The organism is Desulfatiglans sp. (assembly GCA_012513605.1).
Classification (GTDB): Bacteria; Desulfobacterota; DSM-4660; order Desulfatiglandales; family HGW-15; genus JAAZBV01.
The window spans coordinates 14,599-41,315 of the sequence record JAAZBV010000058.1 but is presented as its reverse complement, the minus strand read 5'-3'; the positions used below and the strand labels follow the sequence as shown (position 1 = coordinate 41,315).

The window sequence follows — 26,717 nt, the reverse complement described above, 5'->3', positions numbered from 1 at the left end:
CTCTTTGTATCGTGCCATCTATCGCTCCGCTGGAAAGATCGTTGAAGGATGACTGCACTTTATCATATCCAGCGGTTCATTCAATAATTTTTCAATACCTTTAGTACTTTTTCGACAGCTTCAACGGTGGCGGCCTCTCAGTACCCGGAGGAACAGTTAATCTCATCCAATCAGATATGTATCTGAATCAGGCTACTGCGGCTGAAGGCAAGGGAGGAGCTATTCATGTCTACAATAATGGCAATATAACATTGACCGGCAATGTTTTTATTTATTATCTCAATCAGGCATATGACGGTGCGGGGATATATGCGGACAGTTCGACCATCACCAATGATGGATATTCTGTGACTTTTAGACAAAACATTGCCAGTAACAACGGAGGTGCTATTTATCTGACTAACAACAGTGTCCTCTCGCTGAATAATGCGAATGTGGGGCAAGTCGGTCCGACTCTAAAAAATCAGGCGGTTAACGGCGCTGGAATTTATGTAGCTAGCAGCACGGTGAATCTTACAAATACTACAATCCTCAATAATGAGGCATCATATGGCGGCGCAATCTTTTTGGCTTCCGGGGATATCAATTTTTTAGATAACACTATAATAATACAAAATTCTGCTGGTGTTGATGGCGGAGCCATCTATCAGGCAGGTGGGACTATTGATTTTACAGGATCATGGGGCATTGAAAATAACAGTGCAAGCGGTAATGGCGGTGCGCTTGCAATAACCGGCACAGGTATTACAAGCTTCAGTGCAGAAGGTGATACAAATTTGATTGCCAATAATGATGCCGATATTCACGGCGGTGCAGTATATCTGAATAATAACAGCACCTTGAAATTGCATGCAACAAAAGGTAATGACTTAAATGTTTTTGATAATCATGCCGGAGGAAATGGAGGCGCATTCTTTGCCAATAATGGCGGATATTTTGATAGTTATGGGCAGCTTTTCATAGATGGCAATAATGCAAATGGGAATGGCGGGGCTTATTATCTTTCAAATGGTTCACGCGTATGGTTTGATGATTATTATAATACCCTTCCAAAGGTTCTTTCAAATTGGGCTGCTAATGGCGGTGCAATATACGCAACGGATAGTCCGAGGGTTGAATGTGATGGCGCAGAATTTGGAGATACTCCTCTTGGTAACTATGCTACAAATGGGTCAGGCGGCGCAATATACCTGAACAACAGCACCCTGAATGCGGACAACTGTAATTTTTATAACAACAAGGCTACCCTAAATGGCGGGGCTATTGCAGCATCAGGCGCTTCTACTGTAAAGATATATGCAAACCTTTCATCATATTTTTCTGAAACAATAATAGCCACCAGTTTACATAAATCCAATGCCCATGTCCTTTCTTTTAATCCGCCTATTATTCCCATGTCTACCCATGTTAACCCGCACAACGGAGAGGCAAGCAGCCTCTATAGCAATATAGCTGACAGCGATAATAATAATTCTGGTTATGGCGGCGCAATATATAATGACAGCAGCACACTTGAAGTAAAACAGACATATCTGCACCATAACAGCGCATACATTGGCGGGGCCATCTATCAGACAGGATCGGGCGCATCGGCAGATGTTTCAAATTGTCTGATTCATCACAATATAGTAGCTTGGGAACTTGGGGCCGGCATTCGAAGATCCAATGGGGCCTTTACAATAACCCATACAACAATGACCGATAATGTTGGCGGGTCAGGATTTTCCGGGGAGGCCACTCTGGCAACAAATAATATTGCCTGGGGCAATAATGGGATGCCAGGTTTCACAATCGCGCCTGCGAGTTACAGCTGCAATATTGATGATGGTGGAAATGCCGGTGTTAATTCGAACCCTCTTTTTGTATCTCCCGGTGATGATGGGAATTACCATCTTCAGGCAGGCTCTCCAGCCATCAATGCATGTGACACCGGTGCAGAAATAGACCTGAAAAACAGGCCGCGCCCTAATAGTACAAAGTATGATATGGGTGCTTATGAATATTATCTGGAGTATAATGTAGGTACAGTCGCCAACCCTGTACAAGGCGGCACAGTCTCTGGCGCCGGTACCTACGCTTATAATTCGCCTGTTACAGTAGAGGCAACCGCCTCCACAGGATATATCTTTGTACACTGGACTAATGGAAGCACGGTTGTCTCCAACAGTCCTTCCTATTCATTTTCAGCTACAGCCGATGTCAATCTACAGGCTAACTTCAGTCAGGAGCAGAGCCAGTATTTTATTGCCGCCTCCGCTCGTAACACAAATCATGGGACCATTACAGGAGAAGGGACTTACAGTCATAATGAAAGTGTAACCCTTACTGCTACTCCAGAATCCGGGTTCACCTTTTCTCACTGGATAGAAACCTGGGATGGATTTCAGGGCAGCTTTATTGTTTCCACAGAAGAAACCTATACCTTCACAGCAAACAGGGTGCGAAAACTTACAGCGGTCTTCAAGCCTAAAGTATTACCCGGGGTTCTGATGCTTCTTCTGGAAGACGATTAGTATGATGATAATTACTAAGAGACAGTATTAGGGAATGATTATTTATTTTGCCAGGGGTGGATCTAAATAATCATTTCCCTTTTCATACATCAACTAAATAGATATTGGGTTGTGCCAACCCTAATGGGTCTTTTTATCAGCCAGACGCTCTCCCTGATAATCATTAGTTATCTGACAGGTATCCTTAAGATGTAAATTTCCATACGGAGGAGATAATGACTTCAACAAGTGTAATGTTAGGAGCATCCCATATTTTTATAGCACTGGTAATAGCCATGATCAGTATCCCGCTGATCAGAGGTGAAATGCCTATGAACAGGTGGTATGGCATCAGGTTTAAAAAATCATTCGAGTCGGATGAAAACTGGTACAGGATAAACAAATACGGCGGCAAGCAGCTTATAATATGGTCAGCAGTTCTTGCTTTGCTGGGGATTGTCACCATCTTTCTACCCATTGACCAAAAAAGTATTTTATTTTTCCCAGGACTACTTGCGCCATTAATAATTCTTGTACCGGCAGTCACGTCTTACATGTATGCGCGTAAACTTTAATATAAAAACTTTTTACAGGGAGATGAAAATGACAAAGAGATCATAGCTTTTAACAGTTTTATCGGCGGTTCATAGTCCCGGCTAAATAATTCCTGTGTCTTTTGACCCCGCTCTTTGGGCGGGGTCAGAGACATTAGTCTCTGCCTGGGAATTGATTTATTTTCAATGCCGGAATTTCTTGATTTGTATCTCTTTCATTATAGAATAATGCCTGTCATTGGCAGTTAAGATCGGTTGGGATGTACTCTTACCTTCCTTTTCTAAGTTCCCTTACATAATCATTCACATTACCGATAGTCTCATTATCTTTTTATATCTTTTTAGTCCAAATTTGGTGTGTCACACCTGTGCTAACAGGACATGTTTCCATTTCAACCAACTCTGTAGTTGAAAGCAAAAGAAAGAATTAATATCTATTAGCAGAACTATAAAAGTAATGCTGGCTGACCGGAATTACTTTTATGTGAATTAGCGATGATTATTTTTTCAGATACTGTATCAGGGATTGACATATTGAGCTGTAATATATTATTAATTCAATACTTTTTGGATAAAAATTAACCTTAATAAAGGGTCTGAAATGATAATAAAATGTCGTGAATGCAACCATGAGATAGAGGGCATTGTTTGCCCCGGATGCGGTGAATCAACGCCGGAGGAAGGCATCTACTGTATCAACTGCGGGTATAAACTCAAGGATGAGGCTGCCGGGATATCAGATGAGGATGATGACAACCTGGATTTGGATGACAGGATACTCTGCCCTGACGGCGCATGTACCGGGATCATAATAGACGGAAAGTGCTGTGAATGCGGCAAACCCGCAGAACCCTAGGCATAAAGACCCTGTGCCTTGAGCCCTGTGCCTGATCATAAATCTGTCAGGCGTGGTATTAGTATGTAACAAAAATATAGAGGTTTACCCATGTATGAACTTAAGATAATTACCCAATTCGGTGCGGCCCACCAGTTGAGGAACTATAATGGCAAATGCGAATTCCTTCACGGGCACAACTGGAAGATAGAGGTGTTTGTGAAGGGTGAAAAGCTTGATGACTGCGGCATGCTTGTCGATTTCAAGATACTGAAAGAGCATACAAATGAAATCATTGAGATGCTTGACCATAAATTTTTAAATGAGATCGAGTGTTTTACAGAGATAAACCCCTCATCAGAGAATATTGCAAAATATATCTATGATGAACTGTCAGAAAAAATAAACGATAATCGGATCAGGATAAGCAGGGTAACTGCCTGGGAATCTGACAATGCATGTGCGACCTATTCCGCACAATAAAAAAATATATTGGAAGATTATACTTTTTAGAAATTTAACAGCTAGAGGCCAGTGAAAACTGGCTCAAGGCACAGGGCGCCGGGAAAGACAAAGATCCTATACCCTGCGCCCTGCGTCTTGAGCCCTGCACCTTATTTTTTCATTTTTTTGGATTTTTATGTCTATAATAGCCTTTATACCATCACGGTACAGTTCAAGCAGGTTTCCCGGTAAACCCCTGGCCATGATTGCCGGCAAACCCATGATCCAGCATGCATGCGGCTGTGCCCTTAAATGCCCTGATATCTCTGATGTTTATGTGGTGACAGACGATGAAAGAATAATGGATTGCGTAAAGGGGTTTGGTGGTAAGGCGGTCATGACAGGAAAAGAGCATCCATCCGGCACTGACAGGATCGCCGAGGCTGTGGAGATTCTGGGGCTCAAGGATGATGATATTGTTGTAAACATCCAGGGAGACCAGCCCCTGTTCAGCTCTTCCATAATCTCACAGATGGTAAAACCCCTTGTTGATGATAAAACAATACCAATGGGCACGGTGATGTACAGGATAACCGACCCTAACGAGATCGATAACAGCAATATTGTAAAGGTTGTTACCGATAACAATGGTTTTGCCATATATTTTTCACGCTGTGCAATCCCCTTTTACCGTGAAAAAAGCGCTAATCAGGATTATTACAAACACCTGGGCTTTTATGCCTACAGAAAAGGTTTTATCCTTGAGTTCAAAAGGCTTCCGGTAGCACGGTTTGAAAACGCTGAAAAACTTGAACCTCTCAGGGCCATTGAAAACGGTTTCAGGATAAAGATGGTTGAAACGGGTTATGACTCCATTGAGGTTGATACACCTGACGATATCAAAAAGGTGGAAAAACTTCTTGAAAGTTTAAAAGATTAACATGACAGAAAAGATATGGAGATTACTGCCATCTTCTGAAAACAGCCAGAAACTATCCTGTGAAACAGGCATCTCAGCAGTAAAGGCCAGGCTTTTAATAAACCGCGGTATAATCAACGCCAAGGAAATCGACTCATTTCTCTCCCCTAAATTATCTGGGCTTATTGACCCGATGCTTTTAAAGGATATGGAAGAGGGCACAGCCCTCATCATCTCTGCAATAGAAAGGCAGGTTAAAATCGCCATATTCGGGGACTATGATGCTGACGGCCTTACTGCCACCGCGGTGCTGGTAAATTTTTTCACTGAGCTTGGCATCCCAGTGCTCTACTATATCCCTGACCGTATTGAGGAGGGTTACAGCCTTAACGCAAAGGCCATAGAGATGCTTCATGGTGAAAATGTCAGGCTTATTATTACAGTGGATTGCGGTGTATCCAATAAAAAGGAGATAGAATATGCAAAATCACTGGGAATGGATGTAGTGGTAACAGACCACCATCAGATACCTGATGATTTTGAACCTTTGTGCCCAGTGATCAACCCTAACCGGGCCGATTCAACCTTTTCATTCAGGTCACTTGCCGGTGTAGGGGTTGCCTTTTTTCTGGCAGTCGGCATAAGGCAAAGCATAAGGAAAAAGGGGTGGTTCAGGCAGGCATCAGAGCCTGATCTGAGGCACTACCTTGACCTTGTTGCACTTGGGACAATAGCCGATATGGTGCCCCTTACCGGGCAGAACAGGATAATAGTTACAGCAGGGATAGAGGCCATCAGGTCATCAAGATGGCTCGGCATAGAGGCGATGAAAAAGATATGCGGTCTTGAAAACCAGCAAATGTCAGCAGCGGATATGGCATTCAAACTTGCCCCAAGGTTTAACGCGCCCGGACGCATAGGAGATAACAAAGCCGCCATCCTCTCCCTAGTTACAGACAACTACTCTATCGCACTGAATACCGCAAGGGAACTGAACAGCATGAACAGTGAACGTCAGAAGATAGAAGGCGCTATAGTAGAGGACATAGAGACAAACATTATCCCTTCCATGGATATAGACGGAAAAAGGACTCTCCTCTTTTCAAAGCAGGGGTGGCACAAGGGGGTGCTTGGAATCGTGGCATCAAAGATACTTGAAAAGTACCACAAGCCAACGATCGTTTTGACTGTAAAAAATGGCATAGCCTCCGGCTCAGGCAGAAGCATAGACGGCTTCAACCTACATGAGTCTTTGACCACTCTAAAGCATCTTCTTAAAAAATTCGGGGGACACTACCATGCTGCCGGCTGCACCCTTGAGAGCCATAATATTGAAACCTTTGCACAGGAACTTGAAGAGCTTGCTGTAAAAACCATCAAAGATGAAGACCTTGTCCCGGCTATTATTGTTGATGACCGCCTCATGCTAAATCAACTGACAATAGATAGTGTAAATGATATACGCACCCTTGAACCGTTCGGTTCGGGTAACCCTGAACCGGTATTCTATTCGGGTAATATTGAGGTTATTGATTCAAGGGTTGTTGGCGAGAATCACCTCAAGCTCAGGGTAAGACAGGGAGATATAATTCATGAGGTTATAGGCTTCAACCTTGCAGTCGCCCATGTAAATATTCAGGGGAGCTTGGTCAACATGGTCTATACCCCTGAGATAAACAGATGGAACGGTTCTGAAAGGGTACAGCTCAGGCTGCTGGATATTGAACCGGCAAACAAATCAACCAGATTAAGAACAGATATATTAAAAAACTAATTTTTTGGAGCATATAATGGGTAACAGACAGAAGACAGCAATAACGCCTACCAGGGAGGAAAACTATCCCGAATGGTATCAGCAGGTAATCAAGGCAGCAGACATGGCGCAGAATTCCCCTGTGCGTGGGTGTATGGTAATAAAGCCCTGGGGGTGGACCATATGGGAGAATATTCAGAAGCACCTTGACAGGATGTTCAAAGAGACAGGCCATGTCAACGCCTATTTCCCGCTCTTTATCCCATTAAGCTATCTCCAAAAGGAGGCAGACCATGTTGAGGGTTTTGCAAAGGAGTGCGCGGTTGTTACCCACCACAGGCTTGAGGCAGGGCCTGACGGTAGACTCAGACCTGCTGGAGAGCTTGAAGAGCCGCTTATCATAAGACCTACATCAGAAACCATAATAGGTGAGATGTATGCAAAATGGGTGCAGTCATACCGTGACCTTCCCATACTCATAAACCAGTGGGCAAACGTGGTAAGGTGGGAGATGAGGCCCAGGATATTTTTGCGAACAGCTGAATTCTTATGGCAGGAGGGGCACACAGCCCATGCAACAGCAGAAGAGGCCAGGATAGAGACCATGAAGATGCTTGATGTGTATGAAGACTTTGCCCATAACTACATGGCCATTCCTGCCTTAAAAGGAGAAAAGAGCGAGGCTGAGAGGTTTCCCGGGGCGGTTGCCACCTACAGCATAGAGGCAATGATGCAGGATAGGAAGGCACTCCAGGCTGGCACTTCCCATTTTCTGGGCCAGAACTTTGCAAAGTCATCCCAGATTAAATTTTTATCCGAACAGGGCAAAGAAGAGTATGCATGGACAACCTCATGGGGCGTATCGACAAGGCTCATAGGCGGGCTTATCATGACCCATAGCGATGATAACGGCCTGATTGTCCCCCCGAGGCTTGCACCTCTTCACGTGGTTATATTGCCTGTCCTGCACAAGGATGAAAACAGGGGGAAGGTAATGGAGTATTGCGAAGCCCTGTTAAAGGCCATTAAGGCAAAATATTATGATGGTGAACCGATCCGTGCAGAGCTGGATAAAAGGGATATGCAGGGAGGCGAAAAGGCATGGTCATGGGTAAAAAAGGGTGTGCCGGTTACAGTTGAAATAGGCCCCAAAGAGGTGGAAAGCGGCAGCGTGTATACAGGTAGAAGGGATCAGGATAGAAAAGAGAGAAAGGGTATGGACAGGGAAGAATTCCTGAACAGGATAGCGGAGACCCTTGTGGATATTCAGAAAAGCATGCTTGATAAGGCGGTGTCTTACCGTGATGAAAACAGTGTAAAGATAGACAGTAAAGACGATTTTATATCCTTTTTTACGCCTAAAAACACTGATCAGCCTGAGATCCACGGCGGATTTGCTTATGCCCACTGGTGCGGCGAAAAGGCCCTTGAGGAGGAGATCGCAAAGGAGTATGGCGTTTCCATAAGGAATATACCCTTTGATGTTTCGGGTGAAGAGGGAACATGTATTTTTACCGGTAAAAAGAGCACGCAGAGGGTATTGTTTGCGAAATCCTATTAGGTGTCAAAACGATTGTAGGGGCACGGCGCACCGTGCCCTTTAGTCGTACCTGGCGCAATGCCACCACGGGCACGCTGCGGCGTGCCCCTTCTATGGGACCACTTGTCAAGCCAATTTAGTATTAAAAATAATTTTAACCATACCTCTAGCCTTAGGCCATGTGAACGGTATCTCTTAAATTTTCAAACACTGACTTTATTACTTCGTTGGCCCGGTTCTTTTAATGTATAAATCTCTTATGAGATTATAACAACCTTCTATCTGTGTCGATAAATCGATCACCCAATACTACATACGCCCTCTGGCTTTGTTAAACCGGTGATGAAGGAGCCCCATCTACGAAAACGGTATTTATTTATACCAAGGGGCACGTCGGGCTCCTCCACCAACTACCAGCTTAAATCAGTTGTTCCATTTTATTGTTTATTATTGAGCCTCCCTTAAGCTACAACAGCTCCCTCAGGTATTACTCCATGTTCAATATATCTCCATATATCAATTAGAAGCTTCCTCGCTAACGCCACTATCCCGATTCGCTTCATTCGTTTTCCTCCACTTGCAAATCTCTCATTAAACCATCTAGTCAGCTTGCTTTCCTTTTGGTATCTTAACCACCCCATGAGATCTCAACAATTATTGCCCTGACTCGCCGGTTTCCAGCTTTACTGATTCCTTGTTTCCTTTTACTATCTCCACTGAAATATGGGGTAGGACTAATGCCTGAAAAATAGCATCATGGAGGAGGCAGTTTATGCCATCTAGGTGTTGGAAGTTCACGATTCAGGACATCCTTGAAGCCATTGATGCTGTTAATGACTATACAGAAGGTATGTCCTTTTACTGACTTTGCTAATGACAGGCGGACCATTGATGCGGTAGTTCGTAGATTCACAATAATAGGTGAAGCGGCAAACATGGTACCGGAAGAAATATCTCATTGTCATCCCCAGATTCCGTGGGCTGATATGCGGGCCATGTGAAATTTCGTCGTTCATGAGTATTTTGGTGTAAGTGAAGAAATCCTCTGGGATACGATTCAAAATGATCTGCCCGGTATTGTGCAACCCCTGAATCAACTCCTGGTAATAGAACGTGATTAGATTGCCTCAGTGAACAGCATTTGGAAACAGATACAAGGCGCATGGCGCAAGGCACAAGGAGAGACCCTGAACCCTGCGCCCTGAGCCCTGCACCTTTTTTTTATTCTATCACCCCACCACCAAGCACAACATCATCAACATAAAACACAGCAGACTGGCCCGGTGTTATGGCAAGCTGGGGCTCATCAAAGACTACTATCGCCTTACCATCGCCAATACCTGAAACCACAGCAGGGGCTGCCCTGTGCTGCACCCTGATCTTTACATCTGTCTTTACAGGGTCATCAAGTGTATCTACTGAGATCAGGTTAATATCCTTTACTGTCATCTCCTTTGACATGATATCAGACTGATCACTTACAATGATGCGGTTATTTTTTACATCAATATAAGATACATAAAGGGGGTTAGGCGCAGCTATGCCTAATCCCTTTCGCTGCCCAATGGTATAGTAGATGATACCCCTGTGCCTTCCCAGCACCTTCCCTTCTTTATCTACAATATCACCGCCTCTTATATCCTCTTTATTGAAAAATGGGGTGTAGTCACCACCTGAGATAAAGTCCTGGCTTTCAGGCCTCTCAGATGTATGGAGATCTAAAGACCTTGCGATCTCGCGCACCTCATTTTTTGTGTATTCACCAAGCGGGAACAGGGTTCGGCTCAACTGGTGTTGGGACAGGGAGTATAGAAAATAGGTCTGATCCTTTGATGTATCTACAGGTTTTTTAAGGAGGTATCGCCCGTTTTTTTCAACTATCCTTGCATAGTGCCCTGTCGCAAACCTGTCAAACCCGATGCCAGATTCCAATGCCTTATCTAGCAGAAATCCAAATTTAAGCTTACGGTTACACACTATGCATGGGTTTGGGGTCCTGCCCGCAAGATACTCATACCTGAAATATTCTATAACATTTTCAGTAAACTCCTGCCTCAGATCAATAACATGAAACGGGATTTGAAGGGTGTCGCAGATTGCCCTGGCTGAGGCCAGGTCATTCTCTTTGTTAGGGCCATAACAGGCATTTTTTCCTGCTGTATCTATCTTTATACCCTCATCATATATCTGCATGGAAAGGCCGCATAATTCAAAACCTTCCCTTTTAAGAAGCGCGGCTGTTACGGAGGAATCCACACCACCGCTTACGCCGATTGCCACTTTTGTTTTATTATTACCCATCTAACATATAATCCTTTATATATATTCTCCGTTCATTCCTATAATCTATTCAGGATAGGTTTTCCATAGATTATTTTAAAAATATCGAGATATTATGCATGTATAAGAGAAAAGCTAATATTAAAAAATAAAAAGATTCTTGACATTTAAACAGTCGTTTGAAATAACTGTATGAAATTTTAATTAGCGAAAATTACCATATGCATAATATATGGCAGTTAAATTTTATTTTTATGAGGAGGAGATGTAGATGTCGGATCAATTCAGACTAGATGGAAGGGTCGCACTGATCAACGGTGGGGCAGGCGGTATCGGCGGCGGTTTGTGCCTGGGGTTGAGCAAGGCAGGCGCAAAAATTGTTATTGCTGATATGCTAGATGAGAAGATACTGCAGGAAAAGGCTGCTGAATTGAAAGCAGAGACAGGCAATGATGCAATCGGACATTATGTCAATGTCACTGACGAAGAAAGCGTGGCAAAGATGATCAATGCGGTTGTGGAAAAGTTTGGCACCATTGACATATGCGTAAATTCAATGGGCATTAATCTCAAAAGGCCGGCACTTGAATTCCCTATGGAAGACTGGGACAAGATGTTTAATGTAAATGTAAAAGGAACCATGATCTGCTGTAAACATGTGGGCAGCCTTATGAAGGAGAATAAAAAGGGAAGCATCATCAATCTCTCCTCTGTACGAGGCATCCGCGGTTACACAGGCGGTAATTCTGCCTATTGCGGCACAAAGGGCGCTGTTGAGCTGATTACAAAAACCCTTGCTATTGAACTGGCCCCATTTAATGTTCGAGTTAATGCCATTGGCCCTTCTTTGGTTATTACACCGGGCACCATTCATATACAGAAGGATCCTGAGCTTGCAGAGAAATACAAGGCGCTCATTCCCCTTGGAAGGCTTGCACAGGTGGAAGACATGGTAGGGCCGGTGGTCTTTCTTGCTTCAGATGCGGCAGGGTTTGTCACAGGGCAGACAATTTTTATAGATGGTGGCGCGACAGCCTCTTAACAGGTGGTCGCTCAGAATTAACTTTATTTTAAGAGAGGTAAATATGTCTTTTGTTACTGACCCCTATTCAGGGTTCCAATTGTATGAATTGAGTCATGTATGGGGACACGGCGTGCCTTCATATCCAGGGCAGGAAGATGTCAAGATGGTGCGCGCTGTCAAACATGCCCAGCATGGCGTACTTGCATGGAGAATAAATACTGTAATGCATACCGGCACTCACATGAACGCCCCTATCCATATGATACAGCGCGGCGCGGATCTTTCAGAGGTCCCGGAAGATAGGCTTTTCGGAAACGGTGTTGTCTTAAGCATACCCAAAGGCAGTTATGAGACAATAACCGCAGAGGATCTTAAGGCTGCAAAGCCTGAGGTTAAAAAGGATGATATAGTCGTTATTGTAACCGGGTGGCACCATAGATATTCAGACGCACTGGAATATTATGGAGAATCCCCGGGCCTGACCAAGGATGCAGCCCTTTTTCTTGTTGATAAGGGAGTAAAGATGGTTATGGTTGATACCCAGCAGATAGATCACCCCCTTGCCACATCACTTGGGCCGCATCGAGGAGGACCTGCCATGAGACGGCTTGCTGGTGAATATCAGAAGGCAACAGGTAAGGACCCCAAAAAAGAACATGGCGAATGGAATGTGGCACACAAAATACTTCTTGGCGCCAATATCCCTACTGTTGAGCAGATCGGCGGAGATGTGGATGAGTTACTTGGCAAAAGGGTAACACTCACTGCAATGCCCTGGAAATTCAAATACGGTGACGCATGCCCTGTAAGGGTCGTAGCCATGACTGATCCAAGCGGCAGTTTCCAGATTCCATCTGGTAAAGAATAATCTTAAAGGAAAGGAAGGATATTATGAGCCTTGAAATATATAATTTGAGTCATCCGTTCCATCAATTCATGCCTGAATGGCCATCGACACCGAGTGTCAATGTGTCGGTAAATAAATTCCACGCCAAGGACGGGCTGTATGAAGTGAGATGGGAAGGTATAATGCATCGCTGCACCCATATGGATGCGCCTATTCATGTTACTGAAAACACACCAAGCATTAATGATTACCCCCTGTGGCGGCTCTGTGGCACCGGTGTTGCAGTCTCTATACCCAAAGGCAAGTGGGGTGTTATCACACCGGAAGATCTTGAGAATGCACGCCCGAAGATACAGGAGGGTGATATTGTAATGATCAATACCGGCTTCCATCACAAATGGGCTGATACTGACGAATACTTTGCATATGGCTGCGGTATCTATCGCGAAGGAGCCCAGTGGCTTGTTGATAAAAAGATAAAACTTGTCGGATACGGCCACCAGGCAAACGACCATCCAATTGCCACAAAGCTTGTGGATCACGGCCTTGGCCCAACACAGCCCCATCTTATAGAAGAATGGAAAAAGGAATATGGCAGGGATCCCAAGGTTGATTTTCCTGACTGGGAGGCCGGCCACAAGACACTGATGGTCAAGGGCGGTATTCCGGGCATAGAAAATATTGGGGGCGACCTTGACAAGGTAACAGGCAAGAGATGCTTCTTTATGGCATTCCCCTGGCGCTGGCCCGGCGGTGATGGCTCTATTGTAAGAGTGCTCGCTATTGTTGACCCGGATCAGAAGTTCCGCTTTGAGACAGGTAAATAGATTTAAATAAATAAAAAAGTGGGGCTGCTTTTAAAAAAGCAGCCCCACTTTTTTTATCTCAATATGAATCTAATACTACTTTATATAAACGGGTTTTGACTCATAATGGGTGTGCAGCAGATGGTGCGCCTTTTTACTGCCTGGTTCACCAATAAACTCCTGATACAGCTTCTTTATCATGGGGTTATCATGTGAACATCTTATCTGCTGATTTGCATCATCCTTATAAATACCCGCTGCCCTCTCGGTCCTCAAATAGTCTGTAACTCCATAAGGCTGGCCACCACCGCCCACGCATCCTCCGGGGCAGGCCATGACCTCTATAAAATGATACGGGGGCTCTTCGCCTTTTTGTTTTGCCTCTTTTACCTTATTAAGCACATATTCCACATTTCCGAGGCCATGGGCAACCGCCACCTTTACCTTCGTGCCCTTGATATCAATAACGCCCTCTTTTACCCCCTTGAGACCCCGGACAGCCTCAACATTGACATCCTTGAGGTTCTCTCCTGTAACATAATAGTATGCGGTTCGTATGGCCGCCTCCATAACGCCGCCGGTAGCCGCAAATATTGTGCCTGCACCTGAATAGTCTCCCATTATATGATCCGGATCATCACCCGGCAGATTCTTGAAATCTATACCTGACTGTTTAATCATCCTGGACAGCTCCCTGGTGGTGAGTACTATGTCAGTATCCTGGATGCCTGATGCTGACATGTCCACAGTCCTTGTAATCTCATATTTTTTTGCAGTGCAGGGCATTATTGAGACCATGAAAATCTTTTTGGGGTCAATGCCCTCTTTTTCTGCAAAGTATGTCTTGGTGAGTGCCCCCATCATCTGCTGGGGTGATTTGCAGGTTGAAAAATTATCGATCATGTCAGACTGATATTTTTCCATAAAGTCTACCCATGCCGGGCAGCATGATGTGATAAGTGGCAGAGTGCCTCCTTTTGTAAACCTGCTTACAAATTCGGTGGCCTCTTCTATTATTGTTACGTCTGCGCTGAAATTTGTATCAAATACCGCTTTAAAGCCCAGCTTTTTCAACACAGCATAAAGCTTTTTGGTAAGCAATTCGCCAGGCTCATATCCGAATGCCTCACCTATTGCCACCCTTACGGCCGGGGCGATCTGCACAATACAGTATTTTTCCCTGTCATGCAGGGCATGCCATACATCATATGTATTGTCATACTCAACTATCGCGCCTGTGGGGCAGTGTGCAGAACACTGACCGCATCTCACGCATGGAGAATCTGCAAGTAATATATCACCAGCCGGGGCTATCCTGGTGGAGATGCCTCGCCCGACAAAGTTAAGAGCCCAGACATTCTGTATATTCTGGCATACGTCCACACATCTGCCGCACAGGATACATTTGTTGGGAACAAGGACAATATTACCTGTTGAAAAATCCTTTGGAAGTGAATTTGTATAGCTATGAAATGGTATGCCCCTGATTACAAAGTGAGCGGCAAGTTTTTGCAGTTCACAATTTGTATTTCTCCCGCAATGGAGGCAGTCATCCGGATGGTTCGAGAGGATCAGTTCAAGCACAGTCTTCCTGATCTGAATTATCTCCGAATCATGGGTGGTAACCTCCATCCCTTCACTTATATCAGTACAGCATGACCTTAATAGCTTGTTACTGCCCTTTACCTTGACTATGCATATCCCGCAGCCGGCAGTAGCGTGAAGGTCGGGATGCTTGCACAGGGTGGGTATATTTACGTGAATCTTCCGTGCAGCATCAAGGATTGTTGTCCCTGCGGGCACCTCTATCGGTATATCATTTATTTTAGCCTTGATCATTTTTGTGTCGGTCATAGCTTATCCCCTGTCTATTGCATCAAATTTACATCTGTTGTAACATTCACCGCACTTGATACAGACGGCGTTGTCAATTGCAAACCCTGATTCCCTGTCACCGCTGATTGCCGATACAGGACAGGCCCTTTTACACAAACTGCATCTGGAGCATTTTTCAGGATTAATGGTATAGGTTAATAGCTCAAGGCATTTACCCGCCCTGCATTTTTTGTTTATAATATGTTCTTCATACTCATCATAAAAATATCTTAATGCGGACTGTATGGGGTTGCTTGTAGTCTGTCCAAGGCCGCACAGTGATGCCTTCTGCATGGCATTGCCTATGCGTTTCATCTTGTCTATATCGTCAAGAGTGCCATTTCCCTTTGCTATGTCCTGTAAGTAGGTGAGGAGCTGCCTTCCTCCAAGCCTGCACGGGGCGCATTTCCCGCATGATTCATCAACTGAAAACTGGAGATAGAACTTGTTTACATCCACCATACAGTCATCTTCATCCATGACGATCATACCGCCAGACCCCATCATGGAGCCAAGGGATATCAGGTTTTCATAATCTATTGGTGTATCAAGGAATTTTTCAGGGATAACCCCACCGGACGGCCCTCCGGTCTGCACCGCCTTGAATTTTCTGTTATTTCCTATGCCGCCGCTTACGGTGAAGATGATATCCCTTAAGGTTGTGCCCATAGGCACTTCAACCAGTCCTGAATTCTTAACCTTGCCGGTTACAGCAAAGACCTTCGTGCCCTTGGATTTATCAGTGCCTATACTGTTAAACCAGGCGCTTCCCTTGATAATAATAACCGGAATATTCGCCAGGGTTTCAACATTGTTAATTACTGTCGGCTTCCCCCATAGGCCCTTTACTGCCGGGAAAGGCGGCCTTGGCTTTGGCATGCCCCTCTCTCCCTGAAGGGAAGCAAGAAGGGCGGTCTCTTCTCCGCACACAAATGCGCCTGCCCCGTAGCGGATCTCTATTTCAAAACTAAAATTGCTTCCCATGATATTTTTACCCATGAGACCCATTTCAGTAGCCTGGCTGATGGCTATCTCAAGCCTTTTTATAGCTAGAGGGTATTCGGCGCGTATATAAATATAACCTTTGCTGGCCCCAACCGCATAGCCTGCGATCGCCATTGCCTCGATTATGGAATGGGGGTCACCCTCAAGTGTGCTCCTGTCCATGTAAGCCCCTGGGTCACCCTCATCAGCATTGCAGACAACATACTTGACATCCCCGTCCGCCTGCTGGGTAAAGGCCCATTTATTGCCAGTCGGGAACCCTGCCCCGCCGCGGCCCCTGAGACCCGATTTCTTTATCTCAGTTATTACTTCAACAGGCGTCATATCAAATAAGACCTTTTCAAGGGCAGAATAACCTTCTCTCGCAATATACTCATTTATATTTTCCGGGTCTATAACCCCGCAATTTCTCAGTACTATCCTGCACTGAATATTCTTTGCTGCTGCCTCAAGATTTTTGACCGGTTTATTATTGATTATGAAATCTTCAACTATTTTTTTTGCATCATCGGTCCCTTTGCATTTAAAATAGATGTTATCAGGTATGATCTTTACAAGGGTGCTGTCAGGATCAGCCTTGCCGTTCATTACCGCGTCAACCACCTGAACGGAGTTGGAGGGATCCTTTTCACCCAGCTCCTTCATAAAGGCATCAAACAGCATTTCATTCTTGTCCACGCCTGCATCTGACTCCCGGTATATTAGAATATATCTATTGAATGACATTTATCCCTATTCTCCTTCCTTTAAAATATCCTTAAAGGTCTTGTCCTGTATACAGTTACTGACAAGTATCTGCCTCATTACATGTTTCTGCACGATATCACGGGCTACTTCAGGGGTAACCCATCCATAAATGATATCTGCCATACCCGGGACCTTTATCTCTACTGTAGGTTCTGATGCGCAAAGCCCCATGCACCCGGTCCTGCGAATAACCACCCCTGTAAGGCTTTTTGCCTTTATCTCCTTCTGAAAGGCATCAAAAGTTTTGGCGGCACCGGCAGCTATGCCGCATGACCCCAGGCCGACTATGATTTCGGTTTGCTGTTCATTTACTGCCTTCAGCTTTTCTCTCAGGCTTTTGAATTGTTCTCTGTTGAGTTTTGACATGATTCCCTCCGGGAGAGTTATTTTTTATATTGTGCAATGATCTTTGCCAGGTCTTCTTTTTTGAGTTTGCCGAATATCTCGCCGTTTATGTTCATGACAGGCGAAAGACCGCAGCAGCCTATGCAGCGTACTGCCTCTATTGAAAAGAGTTCATCGGGCGTTGTCTGATTCACTCCTATGCCCAGGATATGTTCAAGCTCCTGCAGGATATCCTCCCCTCCATTCAGGTAACATGCAGTACCGATGCAAACCTGTATCAGGTATTTCCCTGGTTTTTTGAGCTTGAACAGGTGATAAAAGGTAAGTACCCCGTATATCTTTGCGAGCGGTATATCAAGGAGCTCTGTGAGCTGTAATGCTGCGCTTCTGGGGACATATCCATACTCCTCTTGTACCTTGTGAAGCGTCATAATTAGATTGCCCGGTTTATCCTTCCATTTATCGATATATTCCAGCACTGCCGGTGATAGGGTAAAGGATGTATTAGATTGTTCTTTCATTGATGCCCTCCGTCTATATCTTGTTGATTCTAATAGAATTTTTTATGCCCGGACATTATCGAAGTTCGGAATCTGTAAATCTTAATTGAGAGGCGCATATACTGTCAATTTAATTGTGTGAAAAAGATATAACATATTGATATTGTTGAACAATCAGGGTTGAGCTAATTTTTCAAGCATGGCATTGAAAAGATGAAGTTCTTCTATTGTTAAATTTTTATATTGGGATAGATGGAATTCAAACAGGGGTTTTTGTATTGTAGCAACCATCTCTGCCCCTTTTGGGGTAAGCTGAACCATTACAATCCTGCGATCTGCACCGCTTTTACGCATCACCAGCCCTGCGCCTTCAAGCTCGGCAACCATCCTTGTTATATTGGGCTGAAGGCATATGGTTTTTTCAGTCAGCTCCTGGACAGACAGCGCCTGGTCTTTAGAGAGAAGTATGGTCTCCATGAGGTCAAACTGCGCCACGGTTATCCCGGTATTTTTAAAGAGCCTGTTTGTACCCACATGCATGATGTTATATGCGCGCTTGAGATTTTTAGATGTTACATTTTCTATCGGTATATCCATTTTTTGAGCTTCACTCATTTAAGCCTCTGAAAAATAACCGGTAAATCATTACTTTGTCCATATCTGGTATGTATAATCAATATTGGACCTGAAATCCTGCGAGAATACCATCCTGAATCCTTTTGGAATATCAGGGAAGAATACATTCCCCTTTACCTCACAGTGGATAACAGATAGATGTATAACATCCACCCTTGATATCATCTCAGCATAGATCTGGCCACCACCTGAGACTACTACAAGGTCTGTAACAGTTGAGAGGTATTTCAGTGCGTTATCTATGGTTTTAAAGAAACATAAATCCTCACCTGTCTTCTCTTCATACGAGCCGGAAATAACCGCATATTTCCTGTTGGGGAGCCTGCCCATCGCCTCATAAGTCTTTCTCCCCACAAGTATCCAGTGGTTGTATGTCATGGCTTTAAAGAGGAGCTGCTCTCCCTCTGCCTTCCAGGGGATTTCAGCGTTGTTACCTATTACATTATTTGCTGACCTTGCTGCCATAAGTGAAATTATCATATTACCACCCCGTTTTCATGCCTGTAAAATGGTTGGTTGGGCCGTGGCCATTACCGATTCTGAAACTGTCCCTGATAGCCGCTGTTATAAATGCCTTTGCCTGCTCTATGGCCTTGATTACAGGATAGCCCTTTGCAAGTCCGGCAGCAATAGCGGCGGAGAAGGTGCAGCCTGTGCCGTGACAGTTTTTAGTGTCAAAACGTTTCTCTGATAAGAGGGAATATTCTTTACCGTTAAAGACCACATCAGTTGCCATATGATCTTTACTACCCAAATGTCCGCCCTTGATAACAACAAACCCGCACCCCATGTCTTTTATCATTGCGCCTGCCTTTTTCATGTCATCAATGTTCTCAATCCTTATGTTCAGCATGGCCTCTGCCTCATGGATATTTGGGGTAACCACAGAAGCTATGGGGATCAACTCTTTTATGACCGTATTGCAGGCCTCCTTTGAGAGCAGGGCATCACCGCTTTTTGCAATCATAACAGGATCAACCACGATATTCTTTGTTTTATATTCCCTTAATGTGTCCGCTACAGCCTTTACTATCTCAGGGCTTGCAAGCATGCCCGTCTTTACAGCATCAGCTCCAATATCATCCAGCACACTTTTTATCTGTTGTTTTACAAACTCAGGGTCAACCTCTGAGATGCCCTGAACGCCCATGGTATTCTGTGCGGTGAGTGCGGTTATGGCTGATGTGCCGAACACACCAAAGGCAGTAAAGGTCTTGATATCTGCCTGTATGCCTGCCCCTCCGCCACTGTCAGAACCGGCGATTGTAAGGGCCTTTTTCATTCTGCACCCAGAAAGTGTTTCATAAGGGTGTAGCCAGGAGTCATGAGCAGGTTACCATTAATGGCATTCTTTTCAGTAAAGCCCTTAACATGCTTTACAGCATCAAGCTCCTTTCTGGTAGCCCAGGCAAATGGGGCTGGTTCTGATGTATGGGTCTTTTTTATGATCGGGGTGTAATGGTCACTCACAACCATGATCCTGTAATCGTTAAATTTTTTAAGGCCATCAATGGCAACGCCCACCACATCCTTATCAAAGCGTTCGATAGCCTCTATCTTTTCCATGTAATTACCATTGTGACCTGCCTCATCAGGTGCCTCCACATGGACAAAGACAAAATCCATATTGTTCAGACCATCTAATGCACCTTGTGCCTTACCCCTGTAGTTGGTGTTCAGGTAACCTGTTGCACCCTCAACATGAATGGGTGCAAACCCTGCGTATCGCCCTATGCCTTTGATAAGGTCTACTGCGGAAATGACCCCACCATTTAGGCCATATAGTTCTTTAAAGGTTGGGATAACCGGCGCCTTTCCCTGCCCCCATAGCCAGATAGAGTTTGCCTCTTTTAACCCCGCCTTTTTTCTGCCAATGTTTACTGGGTGCGATTCAAGTGATGTCCATGAACTCCTTATAAGTTTAACAACAGGGTCATTGCTTTTAAGATATTCTGCCATGTTCTGGTCAAGCACATCATGGGGTGGTATTGTGTGTGCCTTTTCAGGGCCATTATTCCATACAAGCAGGTGCCTGTATGCAACCCCGGGATAGATGCTTATCTCTTTTGACTCTATAATATGTTTAAGGTCATTCACTATTTCAGTGGATTCCGCTGTGGTGATATCACCTGAGCTATGACTCACCATGATTATCTCATCATCTGACCTCTTATCGAGGGTGACAAGATTCATCCTGAATGCCACATCATCTTTACCGAGTGTAACACCCATGCTCGCCGCCTCAAGGGGAGACCTCCCTGTATGATATAAAGAGGGGTCATAACCCATGAGTGAAAGGTTTGCCACATCGCTTCCCGGTTCCATGCCATCAGGGATTGTCCTTACGCAACCTATGCGGCATGAGGCAATGAGGTCCATGTTTGGGGTATGGGCCACCTCAAGGGGGGTCTTGCCGCCCAGCGCATCAATAGGGTAGTCGGCCATACCGTCGCCAACTAAAACAAGGTACTTGGTTTTGTTATCAATCATTTTGCTTTCTATTGCTTTCATTCATTTTTAATAAATTATGAGATAGGTTTTCGGTTTGCGGTCTTCGGTGTTCGGCTGAAAAGCTTAAAATCCTTTACCGAAAACCTCAGGCCGTACACCGTAAACCGTATTTTCACCCCATCACCCTGATCATCATTGTCCTGCCTTTAAGTATGTCCAGTTTGTCAAGCATTGAAAGCGCCTCTGTTGCATCCTGTTCATATGCCTCATGGGTAAGCATGACGATCGGGACAGCGCCATCAGCATCTCTTCCCTTCTGGATAACAGATGATATGCTTATGTTCCTTTCGCCTAAGATGCCTGATATCTTAGAGAGCACACCGGGTTTATCAACAGCCATGAACCTGAGATAATATGCGGTTTTAAGGTTCTTTATGGACTGTATCTTTATTGCCTGGCCAGTCGAGTCTGCAAAGCCTAAGGGTGAAGATGTTTTATCAGCTCCGCTCTTTATCTTTCTGGCTATGGCCATTACATCTGATACAACCGCGCTTCCGGTTGGCCTCCTGCCAGCACCCTGTCCATAATAGAGGGTGGGGCCTACATAGTCTCCCTCAATAAAGACCGCATTAAATGCCTCATTCACGTTGGCAAGCATATGGTTCTTGGGCAGCATTGCAGGGTGAACCCTTGCCTCAATCTCATTACCAAGGTTCTGTGCAATGGTGAGAAGCTTTATACAGTAACCGAACTGATCCGCAAACAGTATATCCTCAGGGGTGAGTTTATCTATGCCCTCTTTGTATATGTTATTAAAGGGCGCGGGCACACCATAGGCAAGGGAGATGAGTATGACAAGCTTGTGGGCCGCATCAGTACCGTTTACATCAAGTGTTGGCGGGTCTTCTGCGTATCCGAGTTTTATGGCGCCGTTTACCGCATCCTCATAGGGTAAACCATCTTTTGACATGCGGGTAAGGATATAATTGCTTGTGCCGTTCAATATGCCGATTATCTTAAGTGTGTTGTTTGCAGCAAGCCCGTCCCTTAATGCACCTATAACCGGCATGCCTCCGCCTACTGCCGCCTCATAGGCAAGGGTTACACCCTTATTTGCGGCTATTTCATACAGTTCACTCCCGTGTTCAGCCAGAAGCGCCTTGTTGGCTGTAACAACATGCTTGCCGTTTTTTAGGGCAGTGGATATAAAGCTCTTTGCGGTTGTCATGCCACCTATCAATTCAACTACAATATCTATCTCAGGGTCATTCAGTAACCCGTTTGAGTCATTTGAGAGCACTCCATCAGGCAGGGTAATGCCTCGGTCTGATGTGAGATCAAGGTCTGCAACCCTCTTTAATACTATATCAAGCCCGACCCTCTTTCTGATGATCTCCCTGTTTTTAAGGAGGATCTCTGCGGTCCCGGCGCCTACAGTCCCGAACCCTATAATGCCAACATTCACCTGTTTCATTTTATGTCTCCATATAAATTATAAGCAGAGGTTATAAAACCTGTTTTATACCCCTGATAGCCTGTTTTGTCCTCAGTTAATATTTGAGCAAATAAACTACCCTATCATCAAAAAAAAATCAAAAACATATTGATTCAATATCAATAAAAACCGGGAGTTATAGATGCGTTATTCTGTATTTAATGCAATTTTAAAATAACACAAACAACCCAAGGCAAATTTCCAACAAACCGCGAACCACACGAAACACACGAAATTTTTTTATATATCTTTTTTTATATTTGGTATGTTTTGCCTGCCCTGCCATAGCACAAATAGCGAAGATGGACTTGAAAGAGCGTTTTGTACCGCTGGTAATATTTTAGATATGCAATCCTTATCTACCTATGAAATGGTTTTCTAAACCAGTTATTGGTTTATAACAACAAGTGCCTGTCTCGATATTTTCCTGTAAATTACTCAACCCATTGTATTTGATAACATATTTGTTCTGGCACAGATAATGCTCATACAGGCGGTATAGTTCAACTGGTAAGTTCATGTTTTATTTTATTGATGAATATAGTTTTGACTGATGGTTAAAATAATAAACAACATATTAAATGAGGTCTCCAATGAAAAATTCTCTATTCTCCATGCTCGTCACAATTATGATGTTATTTACGTGTGCAAATTCTTCTTTCTCCCAGGAGGGTAATCCAAATAGCGGAAAGGTTGATCTTAAACAACCTGCTGCTTCTACAGAAACCAAAACAGAAAACCCCAACCCTGCCAGTATAGCGATCCTTGGTGTTTTTCATTTTGCAGGTTCCTCGGGTGATGCTGCATCCATGAAGGTTGATGGGATGTTAGGTGAAAGGAGGCAAAAGGAGATAGAAGAGGTGCTGGTTCGTCTTGAAAAATACAAACCCGATAAGATACTGGTAGAATATCCTTACACTGAAAATGAGCAGCTAAACGAAGCTTATCAGAGATACCTGAATGGTGATCTGAAGCTGACCGCAGATGAGACGCATCAACTCGGATTCAAACTTGCAGAACGTCTGGGGCATAAAAAGATATATGGGGTTGATCATGAACTTACCCTTCCTTCGGATAAATTGCAGGCATTTGCTGAGACTCATGGACAAAAAGAAAAACTGGAAAAGTTTATCGCGGATGTTCAGGCGTTTGCAGCAACGGAAAGTAAAAGCCTGGAAACCCTGACCATACTTGATTGTCTGACTAAAATGAACACTGATAAAAGTGATAGGTGGAATAGAGGCATGTACCTGGGAACCATACTTGAAATGGGGGATGAAGAATCAAACCCCGGCGTGGAATTTACAGAAACATGGTATAAAAGAAATCTCTATATCCTGGCTAATATAATGAAAACCGTTGAACCATGTGAACGTGTGCTTTTAGTAATGGGTAGCGGTCATAGGGCTATGCTTATACCGTTTATTAAAGATAAAAATGATTTAAGGTATGAGGAGATTCATGATTATCTGAAGGGAAGTAGATAATCTGATTATCCTTTTCAATTACATCTATTACTTTTATATAGTTCTTGCTCTGCTTTTTTAAAACAGAGCAAGAACTTCGAGACATGTCCAGTATCAACGACCCCTGTACTCACATTAGGGATATGTCATTTTCCAAATCCTGAGACAGGCAGACTGTATTCAAAAAATATAAACAGGATATTCAACAGGGCCACTTAAAAAAGCCGGGATTGGAATAAAACTGAATGAATGGGGAAGAAAGTCATTTGCAATGCAGGCTTTACAATCGATTGAAAAAGGAATGGTAAGCCATTTATTGAGGCATCAAGATCTGCGAATGATTGACCATTATGCAGAATATCAAACAGAATCTTTAAAAAGTGCGTTACATAAATTAAGGAACATAAATAATAATATGGGTTTAAAGAAATAAATAATTTAGTAAAAAGTTATTTTTCTGAAGATTAGGATTTTCTCTTTGAACATTCTTCTGAACAATTTTCACAAAAATAAATAGAAAATTTATCTTCTAAAGTAGTAAGTATACCTTTCTCAAAACCGTTTGATATTTTAAAATATTCAGAAGAATTGTACCAAATAGTATATGTCCCTATTAGAATACCTATAAAAGATAATGAGTAAAGAATGACCATTATATCTAATGAAAAACCATATTTAAGATAAATAGGAATATAAAAAATAATGGCGAAAAAGATACCAAAGATTTTAATAGTTCTTTGCAATATCCATTGCCATTCATTAGACTTCATAGTTTGATGATAAATTATTAAATACAAAGATATCTCAGATCTTTTTGTAGGATTCGTTGCTAAATTAAGATATCTCTCAAACCATTTTTCTGAATATTCCTTAAGCTCTGCTAATTCCCTAATTTTAGATTTCATATATTTTCTAATTTTAAATATAACTGCAAACAGAAGACTTATTAAACTAATTATTGATGCAATATCTCCAATTATACTTAAAGTCATATGAACACCTAATTAAATGTTATATTCGAAATATATGCGGGACTGTTAGCTTTGGAAAAATTTGCCACAAATATGACGCAAAATCAAGCATAAGTTATTGAAATAATGGCGGAGAGGGTGGGGAACCCACGTGTCCTGCTATTCACAAGACAAATCGATGCCGAGTCGACCCCGTTACGGCCACTTCGGTACCTCTCCGTTAGTTCTCCTCCTGACTTCTCCTTGACTTGAAGATATCGATTAGTAAATCACCGCACTCTTTTCCCCTTACCCCGGAGATTATTTTAATACGATGATTAAAGAGGATATCAATGGATGTTTTTTTAATTGCTCCACCAAAAAAATTCACTCTTTTTAAGAGGAAAGGTTTTTGAGAACGCTTGATAGCATTGCAACACTCTGTTCCATAAAAACATATGGCCGCATTCTTCACATACCACCTCAACTTGAAGTCACAGATTGTGACTTTAAGTCATCAAATCCCCTCATGGTTTTCTCGATATTTTGAAGAGGTATACCCGATTTTTATTTTCCTTTTTATATGATCCTCTTCAACCCGGGTATGAGGCGCAGCAGATAAGAGACAAGAAATGTTCCCGGTACAGAAAGTAGAGACACTATTACAAAAAGTGAAAGGGCATCAACTATCACAGGGGCAAAAGCATATTGCAGCGCGACCACAACCGGGATATGAAAAATATACATTTCATATACATTATCCGATAATATTTTCATTATCTTTCCTGTGCTATTGAAATATTTCCTGAAAAGGGCAAGCAGACCGATACATACGCCCACACATATTAATGCTTCGCTGAATTCAGCATAACCGAATGCCTTTTTTGGGCCAACAGTGAATAAAAGAATTATTACCATCAAATATATCCCTACCCCCGGTATCAGCCAGTAGATATAACCGGGCCTGGTTATGGAATCTAGAAAAGACCATCTGCAGGCAAGAACACCAATAATGAAGAGGGATAAATACTGGGGCATATGCGCAGGTTCCATCTGCATAAACCCGAGAAAACCTATCCATTTATCCATCGGGAATCCTCCTGCTGTCCGTATAATATTGGTTGTCAGACCGAGTAAAAGTACATAGGCAATAGTTGTATCGATCCTGATAACCCTTTTACCTGGGTTTGCCAGAGAAGGGGAAACCCTGGTAAGTAACCATCTTGTAGATACATACAGGATTGAATATATAAGAAGATGCTCTATAAACCACAGGTGGGCCAGGTTAATTTTATATTGAGGGGCGGCTGTACCGCCCGGAGATTGAAACCATATATTCGAATAAAATTCTTTAAAGTCGATTGAACTGACATAATGATTGTACTGAATATATACAAGCAGAGGTAACATTATTAATGGCCCGAAGAGTAATGGGATCCCAAAGCGGACCAGCTTATTAATCAGGAATTTTCGTGCACCATGATGGTCAAAGGATGGCGGAAATAGGTATCCTGAAATAAAAAAGAAAAGCCCCATGAAAAAAGATGCATTAAACCAGAAGAACAGGCCCATTATCTGCACCCTTTCTCCAGGGTATGAATAAAACCACGTGCCTCCTGTGGACCCGTATGCCTGCCCCACATGATGTAAAATAACCAGGATTATTAGAAATACTTTAAGATTATCCAGAAAATATAATCGATCTTGATTCGTCATTGGTTCGCTCCCTTATTTTTCATTACAGATATTCATT

General features: G+C 43.4%; 25 protein-coding genes, 1 tRNA gene and 1 pseudogene. 13 read left to right on the top strand and 14 right to left on the bottom strand.

Annotated elements, in window-relative coordinates:
- The first annotated feature begins 176 nt into the window (after nucleotides 1-176).
- The 7 genes from GX654_07535 to GX654_07505 all read left to right on the top strand — a co-directional run bounded on the left by GX654_07535 (nucleotide 177) and on the right by GX654_07505 (nucleotide 8,558).
- Nucleotides 177-2,513, top strand: a complete 2,337-nt coding sequence (locus tag GX654_07535) for a hypothetical protein (protein ID NLD36702.1) — start codon at nucleotides 177-179, stop codon at nucleotides 2,511-2,513.
- Between the two features lie 215 nt (nucleotides 2,514-2,728).
- On the top strand, nucleotides 2,729-3,067 hold the full coding sequence (locus tag GX654_07530; GenBank protein NLD36701.1) for an SdpI family protein: 339 nt from the start codon (nucleotides 2,729-2,731) through the stop codon (nucleotides 3,065-3,067).
- 580 nt (nucleotides 3,068-3,647) lie between these two features.
- Entirely contained in the window at nucleotides 3,648-3,902 is a 255-nt protein-coding gene (locus tag GX654_07525; protein ID NLD36700.1) for a hypothetical protein, read from the top strand.
- Nucleotides 3,903-3,992: 90 nt separating this feature from the next.
- Nucleotides 3,993-4,364 (top strand): 6-carboxytetrahydropterin synthase QueD, encoded by a 372-nt coding sequence (queD, locus tag GX654_07520; protein ID NLD36699.1) that lies wholly within the window; start codon nucleotides 3,993-3,995, stop codon nucleotides 4,362-4,364.
- 157 nt (nucleotides 4,365-4,521) lie between these two features.
- Nucleotides 4,522-5,265, top strand: coding sequence for a 3-deoxy-manno-octulosonate cytidylyltransferase (gene kdsB, locus GX654_07515; protein ID NLD36698.1), 744 nt, complete (start codon nucleotides 4,522-4,524; stop codon nucleotides 5,263-5,265).
- Nucleotide 5,266: 1 nt separating this feature from the next.
- Nucleotides 5,267-7,018: a single-stranded-DNA-specific exonuclease RecJ gene (recJ, locus tag GX654_07510; protein ID NLD36697.1), complete on the top strand. Its 1,752-nt coding sequence runs from the start codon at nucleotides 5,267-5,269 to the stop codon at nucleotides 7,016-7,018.
- A gap of 16 nt (nucleotides 7,019-7,034) precedes the next feature.
- On the top strand, nucleotides 7,035-8,558 hold the full coding sequence (locus GX654_07505; GenBank protein NLD36696.1) for a proline--tRNA ligase: 1,524 nt from the start codon (nucleotides 7,035-7,037) through the stop codon (nucleotides 8,556-8,558).
- Nucleotides 8,559-9,165: 607 nt separating this feature from the next.
- Here the strand turns inward: GX654_07505 and GX654_07500 are convergent.
- A complete protein-coding gene (locus tag GX654_07500; GenBank protein ID NLD36695.1) occupies nucleotides 9,166-9,276 on the bottom strand; it encodes an IS110 family transposase in 111 nt (36 codons plus the stop codon).
- Between the two features lie 94 nt (nucleotides 9,277-9,370).
- On the opposite strand from GX654_07500, the gene GX654_07495 reads away from it, so the two are divergent.
- Entirely contained in the window at nucleotides 9,371-9,538 is a 168-nt protein-coding gene (locus GX654_07495) for a DUF86 domain-containing protein (protein ID NLD36694.1), read from the top strand.
- A 6-nt stretch (nucleotides 9,539-9,544) separates the two neighbouring features.
- Nucleotides 9,545-9,658 (top strand): annotated as a pseudogene (locus GX654_07490) (DUF86 domain-containing protein).
- A gap of 100 nt (nucleotides 9,659-9,758) precedes the next feature.
- On the opposite strand, the gene mnmA reads toward GX654_07490, so the two are convergent.
- Nucleotides 9,759-10,838 (bottom strand): tRNA 2-thiouridine(34) synthase MnmA, encoded by a 1,080-nt coding sequence (gene mnmA, locus GX654_07485; protein NLD36693.1) that lies wholly within the window; start codon nucleotides 10,836-10,838, stop codon nucleotides 9,759-9,761.
- A gap of 250 nt (nucleotides 10,839-11,088) precedes the next feature.
- On the opposite strand from mnmA, the gene GX654_07480 reads away from it, so the two are divergent.
- Genes GX654_07480 through GX654_07470 form a run of 3 tightly spaced genes read left to right on the top strand, consistent with a single transcriptional unit; the run spans nucleotide 11,089 to nucleotide 13,515 of the window.
- Nucleotides 11,089-11,859: an SDR family oxidoreductase gene (locus GX654_07480; protein NLD36692.1), complete on the top strand. Its 771-nt coding sequence runs from the start codon at nucleotides 11,089-11,091 to the stop codon at nucleotides 11,857-11,859.
- Nucleotides 11,860-11,902: 43 nt separating this feature from the next.
- Nucleotides 11,903-12,709, top strand: coding sequence for a cyclase family protein (locus GX654_07475; GenBank protein ID NLD36691.1), 807 nt, complete (start codon nucleotides 11,903-11,905; stop codon nucleotides 12,707-12,709).
- Nucleotides 12,710-12,732: 23 nt separating this feature from the next.
- Nucleotides 12,733-13,515, top strand: a complete 783-nt coding sequence (locus GX654_07470; protein ID NLD36690.1) for a cyclase family protein — start codon at nucleotides 12,733-12,735, stop codon at nucleotides 13,513-13,515.
- 75 nt (nucleotides 13,516-13,590) lie between these two features.
- On the opposite strand, the gene GX654_07465 is transcribed toward GX654_07470, so the two are convergent.
- From GX654_07465 to GX654_07425, 9 genes are all read right to left on the bottom strand, one after another.
- The gene (locus tag GX654_07465; protein ID NLD36689.1) at nucleotides 13,591-15,333 is read right to left on the bottom strand and encodes a 2Fe-2S iron-sulfur cluster binding domain-containing protein; all 1,743 of its coding nucleotides are present in this window, start codon (nucleotides 15,331-15,333) and stop codon (nucleotides 13,591-13,593) included.
- Between the two features lie 18 nt (nucleotides 15,334-15,351).
- A complete protein-coding gene (locus GX654_07460; protein ID NLD36688.1) occupies nucleotides 15,352-17,100 on the bottom strand; it encodes a 4Fe-4S binding protein in 1,749 nt (582 codons plus the stop codon).
- Nucleotides 17,101-17,106: 6 nt separating this feature from the next.
- Nucleotides 17,107-17,487 (bottom strand): (2Fe-2S) ferredoxin domain-containing protein, encoded by a 381-nt coding sequence (locus GX654_07455; GenBank protein NLD36687.1) that lies wholly within the window; start codon nucleotides 17,485-17,487, stop codon nucleotides 17,107-17,109.
- A gap of 17 nt (nucleotides 17,488-17,504) precedes the next feature.
- Nucleotides 17,505-17,987 carry an NAD(P)H-dependent oxidoreductase subunit E gene (locus tag GX654_07450; protein ID NLD36686.1) on the bottom strand — a complete coding sequence of 161 codons (483 nt, stop codon included), beginning with the start codon at nucleotides 17,985-17,987 and terminating at the stop codon, nucleotides 17,505-17,507.
- Nucleotides 17,988-18,140: 153 nt separating this feature from the next.
- The gene (locus GX654_07445; protein NLD36685.1) at nucleotides 18,141-18,581 is read right to left on the bottom strand and encodes a MarR family transcriptional regulator; all 441 of its coding nucleotides are present in this window, start codon (nucleotides 18,579-18,581) and stop codon (nucleotides 18,141-18,143) included.
- Between the two features lie 30 nt (nucleotides 18,582-18,611).
- Entirely contained in the window at nucleotides 18,612-19,082 is a 471-nt protein-coding gene (locus GX654_07440; protein ID NLD36684.1) for a dihydrofolate reductase, read from the bottom strand.
- Nucleotide 19,083: 1 nt separating this feature from the next.
- A complete protein-coding gene (gene thiD, locus GX654_07435) occupies nucleotides 19,084-19,884 on the bottom strand; it encodes a bifunctional hydroxymethylpyrimidine kinase/phosphomethylpyrimidine kinase (protein ID NLD36683.1) in 801 nt (266 codons plus the stop codon).
- Nucleotides 19,881-21,092 carry a cofactor-independent phosphoglycerate mutase gene (locus GX654_07430; protein NLD36682.1) on the bottom strand — a complete coding sequence of 404 codons (1,212 nt, stop codon included), beginning with the start codon at nucleotides 21,090-21,092 and terminating at the stop codon, nucleotides 19,881-19,883. Before GX654_07430 ends, thiD begins: the two co-directional genes overlap by 4 nt.
- 133 nt (nucleotides 21,093-21,225) lie before the next feature.
- Nucleotides 21,226-22,527, bottom strand: coding sequence for a homoserine dehydrogenase (locus tag GX654_07425; protein ID NLD36681.1), 1,302 nt, complete (start codon nucleotides 22,525-22,527; stop codon nucleotides 21,226-21,228).
- A gap of 614 nt (nucleotides 22,528-23,141) precedes the next feature.
- On the opposite strand from GX654_07425, the gene GX654_07420 reads away from it, so the two are divergent.
- Entirely contained in the window at nucleotides 23,142-24,035 is an 894-nt protein-coding gene (locus tag GX654_07420; GenBank protein ID NLD36680.1) for a hypothetical protein, read from the top strand.
- 443 nt (nucleotides 24,036-24,478) lie between these two features.
- On the opposite strand, the gene GX654_07415 is transcribed toward GX654_07420, so the two are convergent.
- The 3 genes from GX654_07415 to GX654_07405 form a co-directional block, all read right to left on the bottom strand.
- Complete coding sequence (locus GX654_07415; GenBank protein NLD36679.1) at nucleotides 24,479-25,006, bottom strand: hypothetical protein; 528 nt, start codon at nucleotides 25,004-25,006, stop codon at nucleotides 24,479-24,481.
- Nucleotides 25,007-25,112: 106 nt separating this feature from the next.
- Nucleotides 25,113-25,204 (bottom strand) — tRNA-Pro (locus tag GX654_07410).
- Nucleotides 25,205-25,543: 339 nt separating this feature from the next.
- The gene (locus GX654_07405) at nucleotides 25,544-26,680 is read right to left on the bottom strand and encodes an acyltransferase (protein ID NLD36678.1); all 1,137 of its coding nucleotides are present in this window, start codon (nucleotides 26,678-26,680) and stop codon (nucleotides 25,544-25,546) included.
- Nucleotides 26,681-26,717: the final 37 nt, after the last annotated feature.

Excerpts from the sequence above, each read along its gene's own strand:
- GX654_07465 (NLD36689.1), bottom strand. The coding sequence starts at position 15,333 with ATGATCAAGGCTAAAATAAATGATATACCGATAGAGGTGCCCGCAGGG.
- GX654_07415 (NLD36679.1), bottom strand. The coding sequence starts at position 25,006 with ATGACTTTAAGTATAATTGGAGATATTGCATCAATAATTAGTTTAATA.
- GX654_07460 (NLD36688.1), bottom strand. The coding sequence starts at position 17,100 with ATGTCATTCAATAGATATATTCTAATATACCGGGAGTCAGATGCAGGC.
- GX654_07530 (NLD36701.1), top strand. The coding sequence starts at position 2,729 with ATGACTTCAACAAGTGTAATGTTAGGAGCATCCCATATTTTTATAGCA.
- GX654_07450 (NLD36686.1), bottom strand. The coding sequence starts at position 17,987 with ATGAAAGAACAATCTAATACATCCTTTACCCTATCACCGGCAGTGCTG.
- GX654_07455 (NLD36687.1), bottom strand. The coding sequence starts at position 17,487 with ATGTCAAAACTCAACAGAGAACAATTCAAAAGCCTGAGAGAAAAGCTG.
- GX654_07505 (NLD36696.1), top strand. The coding sequence starts at position 7,035 with ATGGGTAACAGACAGAAGACAGCAATAACGCCTACCAGGGAGGAAAAC.
- queD (NLD36699.1), top strand. The coding sequence starts at position 3,993 with ATGTATGAACTTAAGATAATTACCCAATTCGGTGCGGCCCACCAGTTG.
- GX654_07445 (NLD36685.1), bottom strand. The coding sequence starts at position 18,581 with ATGAGTGAAGCTCAAAAAATGGATATACCGATAGAAAATGTAACATCT.
- GX654_07425 (NLD36681.1), bottom strand. The coding sequence starts at position 22,527 with ATGAAACAGGTGAATGTTGGCATTATAGGGTTCGGGACTGTAGGCGCC.
- recJ (NLD36697.1), top strand. The coding sequence starts at position 5,267 with ATGACAGAAAAGATATGGAGATTACTGCCATCTTCTGAAAACAGCCAG.
- GX654_07525 (NLD36700.1), top strand. The coding sequence starts at position 3,648 with ATGATAATAAAATGTCGTGAATGCAACCATGAGATAGAGGGCATTGTT.
- GX654_07495 (NLD36694.1), top strand. The coding sequence starts at position 9,371 with ATGACTATACAGAAGGTATGTCCTTTTACTGACTTTGCTAATGACAGG.
- GX654_07535 (NLD36702.1), top strand. The coding sequence starts at position 177 with ATGTATCTGAATCAGGCTACTGCGGCTGAAGGCAAGGGAGGAGCTATT.
- kdsB (NLD36698.1), top strand. The coding sequence starts at position 4,522 with ATGTCTATAATAGCCTTTATACCATCACGGTACAGTTCAAGCAGGTTT.
- GX654_07430 (NLD36682.1), bottom strand. The coding sequence starts at position 21,092 with ATGATTGATAACAAAACCAAGTACCTTGTTTTAGTTGGCGACGGTATG.
- GX654_07470 (NLD36690.1), top strand. The coding sequence starts at position 12,733 with ATGAGCCTTGAAATATATAATTTGAGTCATCCGTTCCATCAATTCATG.
- GX654_07440 (NLD36684.1), bottom strand. The coding sequence starts at position 19,082 with ATGATAATTTCACTTATGGCAGCAAGGTCAGCAAATAATGTAATAGGT.
- GX654_07475 (NLD36691.1), top strand. The coding sequence starts at position 11,903 with ATGTCTTTTGTTACTGACCCCTATTCAGGGTTCCAATTGTATGAATTG.
- GX654_07480 (NLD36692.1), top strand. The coding sequence starts at position 11,089 with ATGTCGGATCAATTCAGACTAGATGGAAGGGTCGCACTGATCAACGGT.
- thiD (NLD36683.1), bottom strand. The coding sequence starts at position 19,884 with ATGAAAAAGGCCCTTACAATCGCCGGTTCTGACAGTGGCGGAGGGGCA.
- GX654_07405 (NLD36678.1), bottom strand. The coding sequence starts at position 26,680 with ATGACGAATCAAGATCGATTATATTTTCTGGATAATCTTAAAGTATTT.
- mnmA (NLD36693.1), bottom strand. The coding sequence starts at position 10,838 with ATGGGTAATAATAAAACAAAAGTGGCAATCGGCGTAAGCGGTGGTGTG.
- GX654_07420 (NLD36680.1), top strand. The coding sequence starts at position 23,142 with ATGAAAAATTCTCTATTCTCCATGCTCGTCACAATTATGATGTTATTT.